The 17,707-nt window shown below is 31.8% G+C and carries 17 protein-coding genes; 11 read left to right on the plus strand and 6 right to left on the minus strand.

From position 1 onward, the window contains the following. Window positions 1–4 precede the first annotated feature (4 nt). Entirely contained in the window at window positions 5–1,414 is a 1,410-nt protein-coding gene (locus LG649_RS05740; RefSeq protein WP_226542112.1) for an exopolysaccharide biosynthesis polyprenyl glycosylphosphotransferase, read from the plus strand. On the opposite strand, the gene LG649_RS05745 is transcribed toward LG649_RS05740, so the two are convergent. From LG649_RS05745 to LG649_RS05755, 3 genes are read right to left on the minus strand one after another with little or no spacing between them, the layout of a single operon-like run. Then, a complete protein-coding gene (locus LG649_RS05745) occupies window positions 1,411–2,634 on the minus strand; it encodes a glycosyltransferase family 4 protein (RefSeq protein WP_226542114.1) in 1,224 nt (407 codons plus the stop codon). The genes LG649_RS05740 and LG649_RS05745 overlap by 4 nt on opposite strands. Next, window positions 2,574–3,668: a non-hydrolyzing UDP-N-acetylglucosamine 2-epimerase gene (wecB, locus tag LG649_RS05750; protein ID WP_226542116.1), complete on the minus strand. Its 1,095-nt coding sequence runs from the start codon at window positions 3,666–3,668 to the stop codon at window positions 2,574–2,576. The genes LG649_RS05745 and wecB overlap by 61 nt, the downstream gene beginning before the upstream one ends. After that, window positions 3,665–4,984 carry a phenylacetate--CoA ligase family protein gene (locus LG649_RS05755; RefSeq protein WP_226542551.1) on the minus strand — a complete coding sequence of 440 codons (1,320 nt, stop codon included), beginning with the start codon at window positions 4,982–4,984 and terminating at the stop codon, window positions 3,665–3,667. Before LG649_RS05755 ends, wecB begins: the two co-directional genes overlap by 4 nt. Before the next feature lie 85 nt (window positions 4,985–5,069). On the opposite strand from LG649_RS05755, the gene purD reads away from it, so the two are divergent. Then, on the plus strand, window positions 5,070–6,344 hold the full coding sequence (purD, locus tag LG649_RS05760) for a phosphoribosylamine--glycine ligase (RefSeq protein WP_226542118.1): 1,275 nt from the start codon (window positions 5,070–5,072) through the stop codon (window positions 6,342–6,344). Here the strand turns inward: purD and LG649_RS05765 are convergent. Then, window positions 6,339–6,566 carry a DUF6341 family protein gene (locus tag LG649_RS05765; protein ID WP_226542120.1) on the minus strand — a complete coding sequence of 76 codons (228 nt, stop codon included), beginning with the start codon at window positions 6,564–6,566 and terminating at the stop codon, window positions 6,339–6,341. The two genes, purD and LG649_RS05765, sit on opposite strands and share 6 nt — an antisense overlap. A 68-nt stretch (window positions 6,567–6,634) precedes the next feature. Here LG649_RS05765 and LG649_RS05770 point away from each other — a divergent pair, with 68 nt between their 5' ends. Beyond that, complete coding sequence (locus tag LG649_RS05770) at window positions 6,635–7,558, plus strand: DUF6427 family protein (protein WP_226542129.1); 924 nt, start codon at window positions 6,635–6,637, stop codon at window positions 7,556–7,558. Here LG649_RS05770 and upp read toward each other — a convergent pair. After that, window positions 7,547–8,206 (minus strand): uracil phosphoribosyltransferase, encoded by a 660-nt coding sequence (gene upp, locus LG649_RS05775; protein ID WP_226542131.1) that lies wholly within the window; start codon window positions 8,204–8,206, stop codon window positions 7,547–7,549. The genes LG649_RS05770 and upp overlap by 12 nt on opposite strands. 131 nt (window positions 8,207–8,337) lie before the next feature. Between upp and LG649_RS05780 the strand changes: the two genes are divergently transcribed. Continuing rightward, window positions 8,338–8,943, plus strand: coding sequence for a DUF4254 domain-containing protein (locus LG649_RS05780; protein ID WP_226542133.1), 606 nt, complete (start codon window positions 8,338–8,340; stop codon window positions 8,941–8,943). A 96-nt stretch (window positions 8,944–9,039) separates the two neighbouring features. After that, window positions 9,040–10,056, plus strand: a complete 1,017-nt coding sequence (locus tag LG649_RS05785) for a glycosyltransferase family 9 protein (protein WP_226542135.1) — start codon at window positions 9,040–9,042, stop codon at window positions 10,054–10,056. 88 nt (window positions 10,057–10,144) lie between these two features. Here LG649_RS05785 and LG649_RS05790 read toward each other — a convergent pair whose 3' ends face one another. Beyond that, complete coding sequence (locus LG649_RS05790) at window positions 10,145–11,200, minus strand: ferredoxin--NADP reductase (RefSeq protein ID WP_226542143.1); 1,056 nt, start codon at window positions 11,198–11,200, stop codon at window positions 10,145–10,147. Window positions 11,201–11,310: 110 nt separating this feature from the next. Here LG649_RS05790 and LG649_RS05795 point away from each other — a divergent pair, with 110 nt between their 5' ends. From LG649_RS05795 to porW, 6 genes are all read left to right on the plus strand, one after another. After that, on the plus strand, window positions 11,311–11,640 hold the full coding sequence (locus tag LG649_RS05795) for a PadR family transcriptional regulator (RefSeq protein WP_226542145.1): 330 nt from the start codon (window positions 11,311–11,313) through the stop codon (window positions 11,638–11,640). A gap of 14 nt (window positions 11,641–11,654) precedes the next feature. Beyond that, window positions 11,655–12,347 (plus strand): hypothetical protein, encoded by a 693-nt coding sequence (locus LG649_RS05800; protein ID WP_226542147.1) that lies wholly within the window; start codon window positions 11,655–11,657, stop codon window positions 12,345–12,347. 59 nt (window positions 12,348–12,406) lie between these two features. Continuing rightward, the gene (locus LG649_RS05805; RefSeq protein ID WP_226542149.1) at window positions 12,407–12,811 is read left to right on the plus strand and encodes a DUF2059 domain-containing protein; all 405 of its coding nucleotides are present in this window, start codon (window positions 12,407–12,409) and stop codon (window positions 12,809–12,811) included. Between the two features lie 9 nt (window positions 12,812–12,820). After that, window positions 12,821–14,299 carry a DUF5687 family protein gene (locus LG649_RS05810; RefSeq protein ID WP_226542151.1) on the plus strand — a complete coding sequence of 493 codons (1,479 nt, stop codon included), beginning with the start codon at window positions 12,821–12,823 and terminating at the stop codon, window positions 14,297–14,299. Between the two features lie 12 nt (window positions 14,300–14,311). Then, window positions 14,312–15,007, plus strand: a complete 696-nt coding sequence (locus tag LG649_RS05815; protein WP_226542153.1) for an ABC transporter ATP-binding protein — start codon at window positions 14,312–14,314, stop codon at window positions 15,005–15,007. A gap of 115 nt (window positions 15,008–15,122) precedes the next feature. Beyond that, entirely contained in the window at window positions 15,123–17,696 is a 2,574-nt protein-coding gene (porW, locus tag LG649_RS05820) for a type IX secretion system periplasmic lipoprotein PorW/SprE (protein ID WP_226542154.1), read from the plus strand. Window positions 17,697–17,707 lie beyond the last annotated feature (11 nt).

The raw sequence follows: 17,707 nt of genomic DNA on the forward strand, positions 1-17,707 counted from the left end.
GTGTATGGAATATAAACGCGGAAGATTTTCGTGGTTATTAAGACCTATACTAATTATTTGTGATCTATTAATTATAAATATTCTTGCTCATTATATTTTGCAGTTTAATGAGCAAGATTTATATTTTTATAAGCTCGATAGAATAAATAATCAGCAGTTATTATTTGCTATATATTCTTTATTGTTTTGGTTGTTTTCTGCTTCATTAATTAAGTTTTATGAGGTTTATAGGTATTCGTCTTTCTTAAAAATAACGTCACTTTTATTTAAGCAACATGTTGTTTTTTTAATTGGTGTTTACGCTTTTATTGGTTTTTTTAGAAGTGTTGATATTCACGCCCTTGTTGTTATTAAGTATATTTCCTTTGTTTTTTTAGCTGTTGGTGTTTTAAAAATATTGACGTATTTATTTTTAAAAGCTTTTAGAGCTTATTTTCAAGGTAATATTAGAAATATTGTCGTTTTTGGTGAAGGAAAAAATATCGAAGAATTAATTTCAATATTCACAAACCAAAAGGAATTAGGATATAATTTAAATGCGTTTTTTAGTGATAGAAATTATTTAAATAGAACAGGCACCGTAAAAGATGGACTAAAATACTTAGTTAACAATGTAGTTGTTGATGAAATTTTTTGTGCCATTGATGAGTTAACAGAAAAGGATGTTAACGAGCTGGTTAAACTTGCAAATATTAATAAAAGTAATATAAAGTTTATACCTAAAACTTCTGAATTATTTAAAAAACGCTTACGTGCCGATTATTATGCCTTTTTACCTGTGTTTTCTATTCAGGAAGGCCCATTAAATAATGTTTTAAATAAAATGTTAAAGCGAGTATTTGATGTCGTGTTCTCATTGTTTGTACTTATATTTTTATTTTCTTGGGTATCTATCATTTTATTTGTAATTATTAAGTTAGACTCAAAAGGACCGCTATTTTACAGGCACAAGCGTAATGGAATTAATTATAAAGAATTCTATTGTTATAAATATAGATCATTAAAAACAACTCAAGAAATTAGAGGAACATACGTAAAGAAGAATGATGAAAGACTAACCAAAGCTGGAAAGTTTTTAAGGAGAACAAATCTTGACGAATTGCCGCAGTTTATAAATGTATTTTTGGGAGATATGAGTGTTGTTGGTCCAAGGCCACATATGTTAACTTACACAGATGAATACTCTAAAAAAGTAGATAAATATAATTTTATTTATAGACATCATATTAAACCAGGTATAACAGGTTTAGCACAAGTGAGCGGCTATAGAGGAGAAATAGAACTTGATTCAGATATTATAAACCGAATTAAATATGATAATTTTTATATTGAAAACTGGTCGTTGGTATTAGATATAAATATTATTTTTCAAACACTTTTCAATATTATAAAAGGAGAAGAAAAAGCTTATTAAAGCATCTTAACTAAAGCAATCAGCTGCTTTTCAAAATTAAAGTTTTGTAAAGCAGTTTTTTGTATTTGAGACCTAAATTGATGGTTTAATTTATTGATTTCAATTTTTGAAAGCTGAAGGTTTAATGCTTTATAATTTGTAGGAGGAACTACCCAACCTAAATTATAAGTTTCAATTATATTTTCGCCTTCACCACCACCAAAATAAAGCATAGGAAGTCCTAATTTTCCGTATTCAAATATTTTTGAGGGTACAGAGCCATAAATTCTATTTAAAAGCGGAATAACGGTTAAATCGTATTTTAAGAGCGCCTCATGAAGTTCTGTGCGGGCAATTTCACCGTGATATACAATATCTAGTTCTGGGTTTTTAGTAACTAAGTCTTCAATTTTTTCTTTTTCGGCGCCGGCACCATAGATATGAAACTGTACATTCTTATAATCAAGCTCAGTACAAAGTTTATAAATGCCTTGTGCTATACCAAGTAAGCCAGCGTAAACCATTTTTATTTTTCTGTTTTCGGTAGCTTGTTCTTCTAGAATTGGCGGATTAAAATCAGGAAAATTGCGATATAAAAAAGTGTCTTTTTTAGAGAAAAGTGATTTAATGTGTGTTAAAATTTCTTCACTTTGCCCTAAAACTAAATCGGCTTTTTTGTAATTAAATCGTTCTATGCGTTCTAAAAGTTTGTAGCTAAAATTCTTTTTAAATGCACCAAGTTCTAAACCCGCAATAGGCCATAAGTCGCTTACATTTAAAATAAGTTTACGTTTCTTATTTCTTATAAAAAACATACAAGTAAAAGCGACTAAAAGTGGCGGTGACTGCACAATAACTTTCTCCGGAAGTTTGTTCCACATAAAAAACCAAATCAAGCTAAAACTATACGAAAGCATGGCAATTAAGCGTTTTAGTTTGTTTTTAGAATTGCTAGCGTAAATCCATAATCGGTGTATGGTAATATGGTGTTCTGTAGTCGTTTTTTTAAAAACACCTTTATAACCTTCAAAAATTTTGCCTTTGGGGTAATTGGGTAAAGGTGTAATTACCGAAACCTTGTAGTTTTGCTCTTGTAAACCTTCGGCTAAATGAAAAATACGGTTCGATGCCGCTCCTGTTTCAGGCGGAAAATAGTTGGTTATTATTAAAATCTCCTTCACTATAATTCGTAAATTTCTGTAAGATGGTCTGTAATTCTTGTAGCCGCTTGTCCGTCCCAAAGTTCAGGAATTTTACCTGCTTTCCAATTATTTGCTAATAAGTTTTTAAAAGCGGCTTCAATTTTTTTACTGTCGCTTCCTACTAAAATATTGGTGCCAATTTCGCAGGTTTCTGGGCGTTCGGTATTTTCACGAAGTGTAATACACGGTACATTCATAACTGTGGTTTCTTCGGTTATACCGCCAGAATCGGTTAAAACACCAAGGGCATATTTTACTAAATAATTAAATTCTAAATACCCTAATGGGTTGGTATAATGTAGGTTTTTAAAGTTTAAACTTAAGCCTTCTAATAATTTTTTAGTACGCGGATGCACTGGAAAAATAATAGGTAAATCTTTACCTAAAGTTACTATTTGTGTGATTAATGATTTTAGCTGATTTTCTTCATCTACATTACTTGGGCGATGTAATGTAATTACTAAATAGTTTTTAGGTTTTAGGTTTAAAGTTTGCCACACTTCGGGTTGCTTTAGGCGATGTTCGTTTTTTCTTAGGGTGTCAATCATGACGTTACCAACAAAAAATATTTGCTCTGGTTTTACGCCTAAGTTTAATAAGTTTTCGTTGGCTCTGGTTGAGGTTGTAAAAAAGTAGTCGGTTAAACTATCGGTTACAATACGATTAATTTCTTCGGGCATTCGCATATCTCCCGAGCGAATTCCAGCCTCGACATGTGCTACATCAATTCCAGCTTTTTTTGAAACTATAGTACAAGCCATTGTTGAGGTTACATCGCCAACCACCAACACTAAATCGCATGGATTTTGGGCAAGTTCTTCCTCAAAACCAACCATAATACCTGCCGTTTGTTCGGCTTGGGTGCCGCTTTTTACTTCAAGATTAATATCTGGTAACGGAATATTTAGCTCTTCGAAAAAAGTACCGCTTAAGTTTTTATCGTAATGTTGCCCGGTGTGTACTAACCTGAAGTTTATATTAAAACCTGCACTTTTTTTTTGTTTTATAGCTTCAATAATAGGAGCTATTTTCATGAAATTTGGTCGTGCACCTGCAACTATGGTAATATTCATTTTGTTTTGTTTAAATACGACGAAAACTGCTTCAATTTACCACTTTTCTGTCGGTTTAAATTATTTTGTTTTTCGTAAATAATGTGCAATCCGCTTTCAAGGTAATGCTCAATTTCACGGTTTATGGTTTGTTTTTGGTTTTCGGAAAGGTATTCAGCACCCACATAAATAATTTTAAAAGTATCGGGTTTTAACTGTTCAATTACAAATTCTTTAACCTTTCCATCGTTTTCAATAATGCTTTTGGTAATGTAATAAAAGGTTAATCCAGCTGCTCTTTTTCCGCTAGGCAAAATTACAATATCGTTTGTTCTTCCGGTAAGTTTTTCTAAAATAGGTGTTTTTATGGTGCTTTTTTTACTTAATATACCAATATCACCAAGGTCGTAGCGAATAAATGGCTGCGCTTTGTTGTAAAGCGAGGTAATTACAACACGACCTTCTTTGCCATTTGGCAATACATTGTTTTGTTCATCAAGAATTTCAATAAATAAAGTTTCGCTATTAAGTTGCCAGTTGCCGTTTGGGTTTTGAAAAGCCATTAAATCGAGTTCGGAAGCACCATATTCGTTCACCACAGGAATTCCTAATTGGGTTTCTAGTAGTTTTTTGTCGGTTTCAAAAAGCATTTCAGACGTCACTACACATACATTCAAACTCGGGCAAACCGATTTTAAAACAATGTTTTTTTTCTCTAAATATTTAGCAAACTGCACAATGACACTGGTGTAACCATTAATGTAATGGAATGTTGTGGTTTTGAATTTTTGTAAAGTAGCAGCAAAAGCTTCATCGCTTAAATTAAAAACAGAAAACCGATAACGATGACTCAAAAAATCTTTAAAACGCTCTTTGTAATAACCTATTTTATTTAACGGAATACCGTAAAAACGCGCTTGTTTAGAGCTATTAAAATTAATGTTATACCAGCCAAATCGGTTTTGAATAACAGCCCAAGTTAAGGCATGACAAAATTTATCTTTAGCAAAAATAAATGGATGTCCAGAAGAACCTGACGTTTTGTTAACGTAAACATTTTTGGTTGTAAACCCTTTGCTTAAACGTTGTTCTAGCGGTTGTTGTAAATCGGCTTTCGTCATTACAGGAACGCTGTTCCAATTGTTTAAATCGATGTTTTTTCCGAAGGATTTGTAAAACGGATTATGATTTAAGTGATACGTTATAATGTCACGTTTTTTCTCTTCCGCGAAAGCGATAAAATCTACTTCATTTTTATTTTGAATGTCTTTTAAAACACGTTTAGCTTTCGCAATAGGAAAGCCATTTAGTTTTAAAGAAAAATCGAATACATTCAACGTAAGCAAAATTATTAGGTAAAGTAACTAAAAATAATTCGTGTATTTAAAGCATTAGTTTATTTTTGTGCAAACAACAAAACTCATGAACATTTTAATTCTTGGCTCTGGAGGAAGAGAGCACACATTTGCTTGGAAAATAGCGCAAAGCGATAAATGCAATAATTTATTTGTAGCACCAGGAAACTCGGGAACTGCCGAAGTTGCAACCAATGTAAATATTAGCGAAACCGACTTCGATGCGATTAAAGAATTAGTGTTAAAAGAAGCCATTAGTTTGGTTGTTGTTGGTCCGGAAGCGCCGCTTGTAAAAGGTGTTCACGATTATTTTTTAAACGATGATGCGTTAAAAAATGTATCGGTAATTGGGCCACAAAAAGTTGCTGCCGAACTTGAAGGTAGTAAAGAGTTTGCCAAAGAGTTTATGGACAGACACAATATACCAACGGCTGCTTACCAAAGTTTTACAAAAGATAATGTTGAAGCTGGTTATACGTTTTTAGAAAGTTTAAAACCACCTTACGTTTTAAAAGCCGATGGATTGGCTGCTGGTAAAGGTGTGGTGATTTTAAATGATTTAGATGAAGCTAAAGCTGAATTAAAAAGCATGTTAGTTGATGCTAAATTTGGCGATGCGAGTACAAAAGTGGTTATTGAAGAGTTTTTAGATGGTATTGAGCTTAGTTGTTTTGTGCTCACCGACGGTAAAAACTACAAAATTTTACCAACAGCCAAAGATTATAAACGTATTGGCGAAGGCGATACAGGTTTAAATACGGGTGGTATGGGAGCTGTTTCTCCAGTGCCGTTTGCTACTCCGGAATTTTTAAATAAAATTGAAGAACGTGTTGTTAAACCAACCATTAATGGTTTTGCAAAAGATAAATTGCCTTATGTTGGCTTTGTGTTTATTGGCTTAATTAAAGTTGAAAACGACGACCCTAAGGTTATTGAATATAACGTGCGCATGGGCGACCCAGAAACCGAGGTGGTGTTCCCAAGACTTAAAAACGATTTAGTTGAAGTGTTAGATGCTATGGCAAACCAAACATTAGACAAAATTAATATTGAAATTGATGAGCGTGCTGCTACAACTATTATGGTTGTTTCGGGTGGTTACCCTGAAGCTTACGAAAAAGGAAAAGAAATTACAGGTATAGAAAACATAACAGAATCTATTCCGTTTCATGCAGGTGCGCAGTTAAAAGATGGTAAAATTGTAACCTCTGGCGGACGTGTAATTTCTATAACGTCGTACGGAGAAACGTACCAAGAGGCCATAAAAAAATCTTACCAAAGTATAGAAAAACTACATTTTGATAAGATGAATTATCGTAAAGATATTGGATTCGATTTATAAAAACGAGTGCGAAGAAACGCTTTTGTCTTCTTCGTTATTGTTGTTAAATATCTGTAATTGTTTTAACCAGTAAACTACCGCTGCCATACAAATTAAAATAAAAATCCAAGAAATAGTATTGGCTGCCCACCAGTTTTCTAATTCTAATTCTTTAAGAGCATCCATTGGTGATAAAAGAACATTTACAAATAAATCTTGTATAGCGTAGAAAAAATCTTTCATAGTGTAATTTGTGTTTTCTAACTCGTAATTGTTAGTATATTTACAAAGCAAAAATACAAAAACAGTTAATGATTACAAGTTTTTTTAAAAAATCTAAATCAATAAATTTTATTATTGTTTTTTTAATTTCTCTTTTGGCAATTGTAATAGGAAAATTGTTAAGAGTAGAAGAGGGCTTTAGTTTCGGTTTATTAGGAAAATTGTTGGGAACCGTATTAATAGTTTTTGCTTCAATATTATTGCTTAATTTTATTGTAAATAAGAATAATTTATCTCAAAATGATAGCTTGTCAATATTCTTGTTTAGCTTGTTTTTGCTGTTGTTTACACAAAGTACAATATATTTTAATATATTAATTTCAAACTTTTTTGTTTTGTTGGCTTTAAGAAGATTAATGAGCCTCAGAACTAGAAAGAATATTAAAGAAAAACTTTTTGATGCTGCCTTTTGGATTGCAGTGGCTTCTTTGTTTTATTTCTGGTCAATTTTATTTTTTGCTCTTGTAATTTTATCTCTTGTTTTATTTTCAGATGGAAACTTAAGGCATTGGATTGTTCCTTTTTTAGGTGTTTTAGCTGTTTTTGTTTTATCTACAGCTACATCAATAATTATTTATAACACTTACTTTGGTTTTATAACAGAAACTTACAATATAAGTTTAGATTTTAGTGTTTATAATTCTGTTAGTTATTTAATAGCTATAACACTACTGTTTTCATTTGGTGCTTGGTCTTCCTTTTTTTATTTAAATAATATAAAGAAGAAGAAAAAAGCCTTTCGAGCGTCATTCACCACAATTATTTTTGCAGTAATAATAGCATTTTTAATAATCTTGATTGTACCAAATAAAAACGGAAGTGAATTTTTGTTTCTATTTGCGCCATTAGCTATTGTTATAACAAACTATTTAGAGATTATAAAGGAAAAATGGTTTAAAGAGCTGTTTTTGGGTATTTTAATTGTTGTGCCTTTTGTAGTATTAATGCTGTAGTTTTTCGCCAAAAGCTAAATCGCCAGCATCACCTAACCCTGGTATAATATAGCCCTTATCATTAAGGTTTTTGTCTACGGCTGCAATCCATAAATGTGTATTGTCATCAAAATTTTTGTTTACAAAATCAACACCTTCTTGTGCGCCAATAACACTTATTAAATGTACCTCTTTAGGTGTTCCAAATGGTTTTAATGCCTCAAAAGTAGCTAGCATTGATTGTCCGGTGGCAAGCATAGGATCGGCTAGAATAAGAGTTTTTCCTTCTAAGCTTGGGCAAGCTAAGTATTCTACAACAATTTCAAAAGTTTCAGGGTTTTGTTTATGATGACGATAAGCAGAAATAAAAGCGTTTTCAGCATTATCAAAATAATTTAACAAACCATTATGTAGAGGTACACCAGCGCGTAAAATAGAACACAAAACAACATCGGTTTCTGGTAAAAAAGTGTTGTTTATTCCTAATGGGGTTTCAACCGAAATGGGTTTAAAACTTAGGGTTTTGCTCATTTCATAACATAAAATTTCACCAATACGCTCTATATTTCGTCTAAACCGCATGCTGTCTTTTTGAATGTTTTTATCACGAATTTCTGCAATAAATTGATTTAAAATAGAGTTTTCTGTTGAAATGTTATGAATATGCATTTTAAGTAAGTTGTTTTAAAGGTAAAGTTAAGTATAATTTAAAATAAAAATAACTGATTTGAAACTTGTAATTGTATAAATAGTGCCATATTATTTAAATTACGTAGTTTTGCACATTAAATTTTTTGAACATGTTTACAGATAAAGCCAACAAAATATTTCAAGACGTAATTGAAAAATACCATATTGTTAATACCGTAGATCAACCTTTTGAAAACCCTTACGATAAAAGCAATTTAATCGAGCATTTATTATACAGAAAATGTTGGATTGATACCGTGCAGTGGCATTACGAAGATATTATTCGCGATCCGCAAATAGATCCTGTTGCTGCCTTAACATTGAAGCGCCAAATTGATGCATCGAATCAAGATAGAACCGATATGGTTGAGTATATTGATAGCTATTTTCTTGAGAAATATAAAAATGTTTCTCCTAAAGAAAACGCTACAATAAATACCGAAAGTCCGGCGTGGGGTGTTGATAGGTTATCTATTTTGGCCTTAAAAATATATCATATGAACGAGGAGGCTACGCGCGAAGATGCCACAGATGCACATCGCGAAGCATGCCAAAAGAAACTTGATATTTTATTAGAGCAGCGTGTAGATTTATCTACAGCAATCGATACGCTTTTAACCGATATTGAAAACGGAGATAAGTACATGAAAGTTTACAAACAAATGAAAATGTACAACGACGATGAGTTAAACCCAGTGTTACGCTCTCAGAAGTAAAATATTCGGTTTCCTAAAATGTTATACTGAGCCTTTCGACTGCGCTCAAGACAAGCGCGGTCGAAGCGTCGATTCAAGATCTCAATTTAAATCTTAATGTCTAACTCAAAACACATACTCGTTATTCGCTTATCTGCAATGGGAGATGTAGCTATGACGGTGCCTGTGTTGCGAGCATTAACAAAACAATATCCCGAGCTTAAAATTACCGTTTTAACTCGGGCTTTTTTTGCGCCTTTCTTTAGAGATTTACAAAATGTTGAGGTACTTGCAGCCGACGTAAAAGGAAAGCACAAAGGTGTTTTAGGGCTTTATAAACTCTCTCAAGAAATAAAAACTTTAGGTGTTGATGCTGTGGCCGATTTACATAATGTATTACGGAGCAAAATTTTAAAGTTTTTTTTATCTGGAAAACCTTTTTACCAAATAGATAAAGGGAGAAACGAAAAAAAAGCTTTGATATCGGGTGTTTTTTTTAAGCCATTAAAAACCACACACCGGCGTTATGCCGATGTTTTTAAAAGTTTAGGGTTTCCTATAGATTTAAGCAATCCATCTTTTCCTAAAAATGCCATTTTAAATAATAAATGTGAAGCGCTTTTAGGTGATTTAAAAAGTAAACGTATTGGTATTGCACCTTTTGCTGCACATGAAGGCAAAATGTATCCTTTTAGATTAATGAAGGAAGTTATTGAAACTTTAGCTAAACAGCATAAAATCTATTTATTTGGTGGCGGCAAGCAAGAAATAGAGGTGCTAAATAACATTTCTGAAGCTCATGAAAATGTACAAAACCTTGCGGGCAAACTAAGCTTAAACGAAGAGCTTGATGTAATTTCGAATCTGGACGTTATGCTTTCTATGGATTCTGGAAATGCACACATTGCAGCCATGTTAGGCGTAAAAGTGATAACTATTTGGGGAGTAACACATCCGTTTGCTGGGTTTGCACCATTTAATCAGCCAGAAGATTATGCTTTGGTAGCAGACAGAGCTAAATACCCGTTAATACCAACTTCAATTTACGGCAATAAACATCCTGAAGATTATAAAAATGCAGCAGGAAGTGTTTCTCCAAAGACAATCGTTGAAAAACTAGAGTCCGTTCTTTAATTCAGATTAAAGCGGACGTTTTTCAAAAGTGTCCATATTTTATTTTTTAAGTTTTTCGCTTCCGCGGAAACAAATAAGTGTTTAATAATTAAACATCATCAAAATCAACCGTAATAGTTGCACTAGTTGGATGAGCTTGACAAGTTAAAATTAAACCTTCAGCAACTTCGTTTTCGGTTAAAATATTATTTTGTCTCATGGTAGCTTCACCTTCGGTAACACGAGCTAAACAACTGCTACAAATACCACCTTGGCAGGAGTAAGGAGCATCTAAATCTTCGTCAAGAGCTGCTTCAAGAATGGTTTGTTTCGCATCCATTTCAAAAGTAGTAGATTCGTCATCAACAGTTACAGTAATTTTAGATTTTCCTTGGGTAACTGGCGCAGCAGCTTCAGTTTCAATTTTTGATGCTTTAAATAATTCAAAATGTATTAAATCTTCAGAAACACCATGTTCGGTTAAAACATCTTTTACCGTGTGTATCATACCTTCTGGCCCACAAATGTAATAGGCATTAGGTTCAATATGCTTGTATTTGTTTTTAACAACGTAGTTTATGGTACTTTTTTCAATACGACCAAAAACAGCATCGGTTTCGTCTTGCTGGCTAAACACAAATTGAATAGAAAAGCGTTCGCTATATTGGTTTTGCAACTCTAATAGTTCATTTAAAAACATAGTGTCGCTAGTAGTTTTATTACCGTAAACCAAAACAATTTTACTGTTATCTTCTTCGGTTAAAGCACATTTTATAATTCCTAGAATAGGAGTAATACCACTACCTGCAGCAAATAAAGCCATGTTTTTGGTTTTATTGTCTTTGGGCTCGAAAGTAAAGCGGCCGTTTGGCGTGCCAACCTCTAAAGTATCTCCAGCCTGAAGTGTATTGTTTGCAAAAACCGAAAATGTACCGTTTTCAACTTCTTTTACAGCCACGGTAAGATTTCCGCTAGTTGGTGCATCACAAAGCGAATAATCTCTTCTAACTTCTTCACCATTTATGTTGGTTTTTAAAGTAATGTATTGTCCGGCTTTGTAGCTAAAAGTATCTTTTAAATTATCTGGTAAATTAAAAGTGATGCTTACAGATTTATCGGTTAATCTATATATAGTTTGTATTGAAAGGTTATGAAATGATGACATACTGAATAGTTTTTTACAAAAATAAGGAAGCCTAAAGAGTTAAAAGGAATTTTATAAAAAAAATAATACCTAAGTTTCTTAGGTGTTGTGTTTTTGTTTACATTTGACTTATGAGCAACTCAAAATTATATAAAGGTAGCTTAACCACTATAATTTTAAAACTTTTAAATGAAGAGGGTAAAATGTATGGTTATGAAATTACCCAAAAGGTAAAACAGCTAACCCAAGGAGAATTAAAAATTACTGAAGGAGCGCTTTACCCATCTTTGCATAAAATGGAAGCAGATGGGTTGTTGGAAGTTGAAGTGGTTAAGGTTGAAAACCGATTACGCAAGTATTATAAATTAACCGAAAACGGTACAAAAGAAACGGTAAACAAACTTGAAGAGTTACAGACTTATATTAAAACCATGCAAACTTTAATGGGTAAACTGGCTTAAATTAATTTTATTAAATGAAAATAACCGAACAACAAATACAGCAATTATATACGTTTACAGCATTACATTATGTTGAGTTTTACGATGTGCAAACCGAACTTGTAGATCATTTAGCAAATGGTATAGAAGCTCAATGGAAAGAAAACCCAAAATTAAAATTTGAAGATGCTCTTAGAATTGAATTTAAAAAATTTGGTGTTTATGGTTTTTCTGATGTTGTAGAGCAGAAAAGAGCAGCGCTATCAAAGCATTACCGTAAACTCGTTTGGAAGTTTACAAAAACGTATTTTAAATTCCCTAAAATTATAGCAACGTTGTTTTCAATTTGGTTATTATTTAAAAGTTTAACCCTAATTGAAAATAAAAACTACATAGTTGTTCCCGTTGTGATTTTTTTGTTGGTTTTTAATTTTTATTATCTTTTTAAAGCTAAAAGAGAAACTAAGTTAATGAAAAAGAAAACTGGTAAAAACTGGTTGTTTTTACATGTTACGTCTCAGATGGGAGGCATCATTCATATTTTTAATTTAGGTATTTATATTCCTCATTTTTTTGGTGCTAATCAATCTTGGTCTTTAACAAAATACCTAGTGTTTTCTGCTGGAGCAGTGTTGTATTTTATAGTTTTTTACGTTGCAGTAAATATTGTATCTCCGCAATTAAATAAAACGGTAGAAAAACAATTTCCAGAGCATAAATTTATTTAGTTGTAACATTTTAACTAAATTTCGTACATATAATTTAAATAAACATAAAATCACATTTCATGAAAAAATTAGTACTCCTTTGTTTGTTCGTTTTAGCCTTAACAACTCAAGTTCAAGCACAAGACAATGCCGCTTTTAAAACAGATACTGTAGAGTTTTTAAAATTAACAGGTGCTGGTGCTGCTTTTGAGAAAGCTATAGAACAAATAGGAGCAATGGTTTCTTTAGAAAACAAAGAAGCTTACCGTAAAGAAGCTACAGGAACGTTAGATGGTTTGTATGAAAAAATGGCCGATTTATATATGGCTGAGTTTACTCATGACGAAGTTAAAGAGCTTACCGCATTTTACAAATCAGATTTAGGTACAAAATTAGCCGAAAAACAAGTTATGCTTACACAAAAGGCAATGTCTTTAGGGCAAACTTGGGGTATGGAAGTTTCTGGAATTGCTCAAAAATACTAAACGCATTAAATGATAACGCAGTTTTTAAAACTAGAATGGAAATCCTTTATAAGGTCTGCAAGTTTTGGTAAAAGCATTGGTATTAAAATATTTATGGGCTTATTTGCTCTATATTTTATAGTTATGTTTTTGGGTGCTGGTTTAGTACTTTACCCAGGTTTAAAAAAGGAGTTTCCAAATCAAGAGCCTGTTTATATTTTAAATAGTGTACTTTTTTATTGGATTTTAATCGATTTAGTTTTTCGGTTTTTCTTTCAAAAGCTTCCGGTTATGGTTGTAAAACCATTGCTAACTTTACCCGTTAAACGTAATAAAATAGTTAATTATGTTTTAGGGAAATCTGCGTTATCATTTTTTAATTTTTTACCATTATTTGCTATAGTTCCTTTTAGCGTTACGCTTTTAGTTAAAGGTTATGCTGTAGTCTCAGTTATAAGTTGGGTGCTAGCCATTGTTTTGGTTGTATTAATAATTAATTTTTTAAATTTTATTATTGAAAGTTTTTCGGCAGAAACGGACTTTTCCTTTTTGCCAGTTATACTTATAACAGGTGGTTTGTATGCCTTAAATCATTTTAACATAGTGTCATTTAATACCATAATTGGTAGTGGTTTTAATGCTATTTACAACAATCCTATTTATGTTATTGTTCCATTACTAATTTTAATGGGTTTATATTTTTATAATGCTAAATTGTTAAAGAAAAAACTGTTTTTAGATAGTGGATTGAAGGAAAAAGTTAAAGAAGTAAATGCTTCAAACTTAGAGTGGACTAAAAACTTTGGAGATATTGCACCGTTTTTAAAACTCGACTTAAAACTTATTTGGCGTAACAAACGCACAAAATCTTCAGTTTGGATGCTTGTTATGGGTTTACTTTATGGTTTAGTTTTTTATCCTAACCCGAAATACCAAGAAATGGAATGGTTTTTTGTTTTCATTGGTGTTTTTTCAACAGGTATTTTTCTAATTAATTTTGGGCAGTTTATCCCAGCTTGGGATAGTGGTTATTATAAACTTTTAATGACTCAAAATATAAAATACGAAGAGTACTTAAAATCAAAATTCACATTAATGGCTATTAGCGTGTGTATTTTATTTGTTTTAGGAATTCCGTATTTATTTTTTGGTTGGAAAATTTTATTTGCACATTTTGCCGCTGCTATCTACAATGTTGGTGTAAATACACATGTTATTATGTATGGCGGTTCATTTAATCGAAAAAAGATTAATTTATCACAAAAAGCCGCATTTAATTACCAAGGTACTGGTGCTGTACAATGGTTAATTGGAATTCCGTTACTTATATTTCCATTAGGGCTTTTTGGCTTGTTTTATTATTTAACGGGTTTTGAAATAGCTTGCGTAATATTAGCTGTATTAGGCATAATTGGTATTGTGCTACACCAAAAATTAATGAAAATTATAACCAACAAATACCTACAATCAAAGTATAAAATGATTGATGCTTTTAATCAAGATAATTAAGCCTTTATAATTATGATATCAACTTCTAATTTATCAAAAAAATACGCTGGAAATCAAGTTTTAAATATCGACGTTTTAGATATTCCTAAGGGGCAAAGTTTCGGTTTAGTGGGAAACAATGGTGCAGGAAAAACAACATATTTTAGTTTGCTTCTAGATTTAATAAAGCCAACCACAGGATATATTAAAACTAATGAAATTACTGTTGGTGAAAGCGAAGATTGGAAGCCCTTTACATCGGCATTTATAGACGAAAGTTTCCTTATTGGCTACCTAACACCAGAAGAGTATTTTTACTTTATTGGTGAACTTCGTGGGCAGAACAAAGCAGACGTTGATACTTTAGTAGAGCAGTTTTCAGATTTTTTTCATGGTGAAATTCTTGGTCAAAAAAAATATTTACGCGATTTAAGCAAAGGAAACCAAAAAAAAGTAGGAATTGTAGCAGCTTTAATAGGTAACCCAGAAGTTGTAATTTTAGATGAACCATTTGCAAATTTAGACCCAACGACTCAAATTCGTTTAAAAAGCATAATTAAAAACTTAGCAGAAAAACAAGGCGTAACAGTTTTGGTTTCAAGTCACGATTTATTGCATGTTACCGATGTTTGCGAGCGTATAGTAGTCTTAGAAAAAGGCGAAATTGTAAAAGATTTGCAAACAAGTGAGGCAACCCTAAAAGAGTTAGAAGCACATTTTTCAAACTAGTTTTTCTTGCAAAAGTCTGCGCATCGCATCGCATAATTCAAAAAGATGCTTATTTTTACCATTAAATATAATAATAGCAACCCATTAAAGTTATTATTATGGTAAAATATTAGCGTTGTTTATTAAGTATTTAAAATATATTGTTGTTTTTGGTTTTGTTTTTTTTCTAGCAAGTTGTTCCAGAAAAAAAGATAAGTTTATTAGCCGTAATTTTCATGCGGTAACCGCCGAGTTCAATATACTTTATAATGGTCAATTAGCTTTCGATGCTGGTAGGCAAGCTTTAAATGATGCGTATTTTGACAACTATTGGGATGTTTTACCCATAGAACGCATGCAAGTTTTTGATGAAATTGTTTTGCCAGGGCAATCTAAAAACGAACAATTTTCTCGAGCCGAAGAAAAAGCTGCTAAAGCCATACAAAAACACAGTATGAATATTAACGGCAAAGAAAAAAACCCACAAATAGACGAAGCTTATTTACTTCTCGGGAAAGCACGTTATTTCGATCAACGTTTTATACCATCTCTTGAAGCTTTCAACTATATATTATATAAATACCCAGCCAGCGATAAAATTAATCAAGCTAAAGTTTGGCGCGAAAAAGCTAATATTCGTTTAGATAATAATGAGCTGGCTATTAAAAACTTAAAACGCCTTTTAAGGCAAGAAGAGTTAGAAGGGCAAGATTTAGCCGATGCAACATCAATTTTAGCTCAAGCATATTTAAATATTAAAGTAGTTGATACTGCCATTACTTTATTAGAAGTTGCTTCAAATTCTACAAAAAGCAGCGACGAGCGCGGAAGGTATCGTTTTATACAAGGTCAATTATACAATACTTTAGGTTATAAAGACAGCGCAAATTATGCCTTTGATAGGGTTATAGAACTTAATCGTCGTATTCCTAGAATCTATTTAATTTCAGCACATCTAGAAAAAATTAAAAATTTTGATTACGACAAAGGAAACAAAATTGAAACAAAAGAATTTTTAACTAAACTCGAAGAAAATAGAGAAAACCGCCCATTTTTAGATAAAATTTATCATCAAATAGGTACTTTTCATTTAAGAAGTAATCAAGATTCATTGGCTGTATCGTATTATAACAAGTCTTTGCGAGCTACGACAATAGATAAGTTATTAAAGGCAAAAACCTACGAGATTTTAGGTGATATGAATTTTGACAAAAGCATTTATGCTGAAGCTGGTAAGTATTACGATAGTACCATGTTAAATTTAACTTTAAACTCTAAACCTTATCGGGTTATAAAACGAAAACGCGATAATTTAGGAGATGTTATTTATTATGAAGCCATAGCAAAGAGTAACGATAGTATTTTAAGTTTAACTAAAATGCCAGAAGCCCAACGAATAGCTTATTTTTTAGAATATACAGAAACTTTAAAACTTAAAGATGAAGCCGAAAAAGAAAAAGCAGAAGCAGCTAAAAATGTTATAAATAATAACGCAGGTTTAGCAAATACATCTCAACAGCGTATTGGTTTTGGTCCTCCAGGTGCGCAACAAAGTCAGGCATCATTATTTTATTTTTACAACCCTACTACTTTGGCTTATGGTAAAAATGAGTTTACAAAAATTTGGTGTAATCGCCCTTTAAAAGATAATTGGCGTTGGTCTACAAATGCTACAGCTGTTGCGGGAATATCAAATAATTCGGAAAATAAAATTGAAGATGTGGCTACGCTAGAAGAGCGTTACGACCCTAAGTTTTATATGTCAAAAATTCCCACATCAAAAAAAGAAATAGATAGTATTTCAAAAGAAAGAAACTTTGCATACTATCAATTAGGTTTAATTTATAAAGAACGTTTTAAAGAGTACGAGCTTTCTAAAAGTAAGTTTTTAAATTTACTAGATAGCAATCCAGAAGAGCGGTTTGTGCTGCCAACTAAATATAACTTGTATAAGTTGTATGAATTGCTAGGAGAAAATAATGAAGCTCTTAAATTAAAGCAAAATATTATAGCGAATTTTCCAGAGTCGCGTTATGCTAAAATATTAACCAATCCAGATGAAGTTGCAGATAATGATGAAAATAGTCCGGATAATATTTATGCTACACTTTATGCTAAACACACAAACCAAGATTACGAAGAAGTTATAAAAAAGGCAGATAATTTTATTAATGATTACGACGGCGATGTTTTAGTGCCAAAATTTGAGTTGCTAAAAGCTATGGCAACTGGCCGCTTATATGGTTTTGAGGCCTATAAAAAAGCTATAAATAATGTGGCAACTACTTATGCAAATACGCCAGAAGGTAAACAAGCGCAAAGTATTGAAAATAGCGTTTTACCGAAAATGGCAAAGGCCGATTTTAATACCGAGGTTGATGTAAGTAGAGAAAATTATAAAGTTATTTTTAAATTTAGTAAAGATACTCCAGAAACTTTAACTAATTTTAAAACCAAATTAGATGAGGCATTAGAACATGTTAGATATTACGATTTAACATCTTCTATAGATGTGTACGATACAGAAACAGTTTTTGTAGTAGTTCATGGCATAAAATCTGAAACTGTAGCAAAAACATTTTTGCAATTGTTGCTAGATAAAGATCAAGAAAAAATAAAAGAACCATTTTTTACGGTGTCTTCTACGAACTATCAGGTAATTCAAGTTCACAAAAACTTAAATGAGTATTTAAATCGAAATAATAATTAAAACGTAACAAG

Source organism: Neotamlana laminarinivorans, assembly GCF_020523925.1.
Classification (GTDB): domain Bacteria; phylum Bacteroidota; class Bacteroidia; order Flavobacteriales; family Flavobacteriaceae; genus Neotamlana; species Neotamlana laminarinivorans.

Excerpts from the sequence above, each read along its gene's own strand:
- LG649_RS05770 (WP_226542129.1), top strand. The coding sequence starts at position 6,635 with ATGATTACAAGTTTTTTTAAAAAATCTAAATCAATAAATTTTATTATT.
- LG649_RS05740 (WP_226542112.1), top strand. The coding sequence starts at position 5 with ATGGAATATAAACGCGGAAGATTTTCGTGGTTATTAAGACCTATACTA.
- purD (WP_226542118.1), top strand. The coding sequence starts at position 5,070 with ATGAACATTTTAATTCTTGGCTCTGGAGGAAGAGAGCACACATTTGCT.
- LG649_RS05785 (WP_226542135.1), top strand. The coding sequence starts at position 9,040 with ATGTCTAACTCAAAACACATACTCGTTATTCGCTTATCTGCAATGGGA.
- upp (WP_226542131.1), bottom strand. The coding sequence starts at position 8,206 with ATGCATATTCATAACATTTCAACAGAAAACTCTATTTTAAATCAATTT.
- LG649_RS05800 (WP_226542147.1), top strand. The coding sequence starts at position 11,655 with ATGAAAATAACCGAACAACAAATACAGCAATTATATACGTTTACAGCA.
- LG649_RS05810 (WP_226542151.1), top strand. The coding sequence starts at position 12,821 with ATGATAACGCAGTTTTTAAAACTAGAATGGAAATCCTTTATAAGGTCT.
- LG649_RS05795 (WP_226542145.1), top strand. The coding sequence starts at position 11,311 with ATGAGCAACTCAAAATTATATAAAGGTAGCTTAACCACTATAATTTTA.
- LG649_RS05815 (WP_226542153.1), top strand. The coding sequence starts at position 14,312 with ATGATATCAACTTCTAATTTATCAAAAAAATACGCTGGAAATCAAGTT.
- wecB (WP_226542116.1), bottom strand. The coding sequence starts at position 3,668 with ATGAATATTACCATAGTTGCAGGTGCACGACCAAATTTCATGAAAATA.
- LG649_RS05780 (WP_226542133.1), top strand. The coding sequence starts at position 8,338 with ATGTTTACAGATAAAGCCAACAAAATATTTCAAGACGTAATTGAAAAA.
- LG649_RS05765 (WP_226542120.1), bottom strand. The coding sequence starts at position 6,566 with ATGAAAGATTTTTTCTACGCTATACAAGATTTATTTGTAAATGTTCTT.
- LG649_RS05790 (WP_226542143.1), bottom strand. The coding sequence starts at position 11,200 with ATGTCATCATTTCATAACCTTTCAATACAAACTATATATAGATTAACC.
- LG649_RS05805 (WP_226542149.1), top strand. The coding sequence starts at position 12,407 with ATGAAAAAATTAGTACTCCTTTGTTTGTTCGTTTTAGCCTTAACAACT.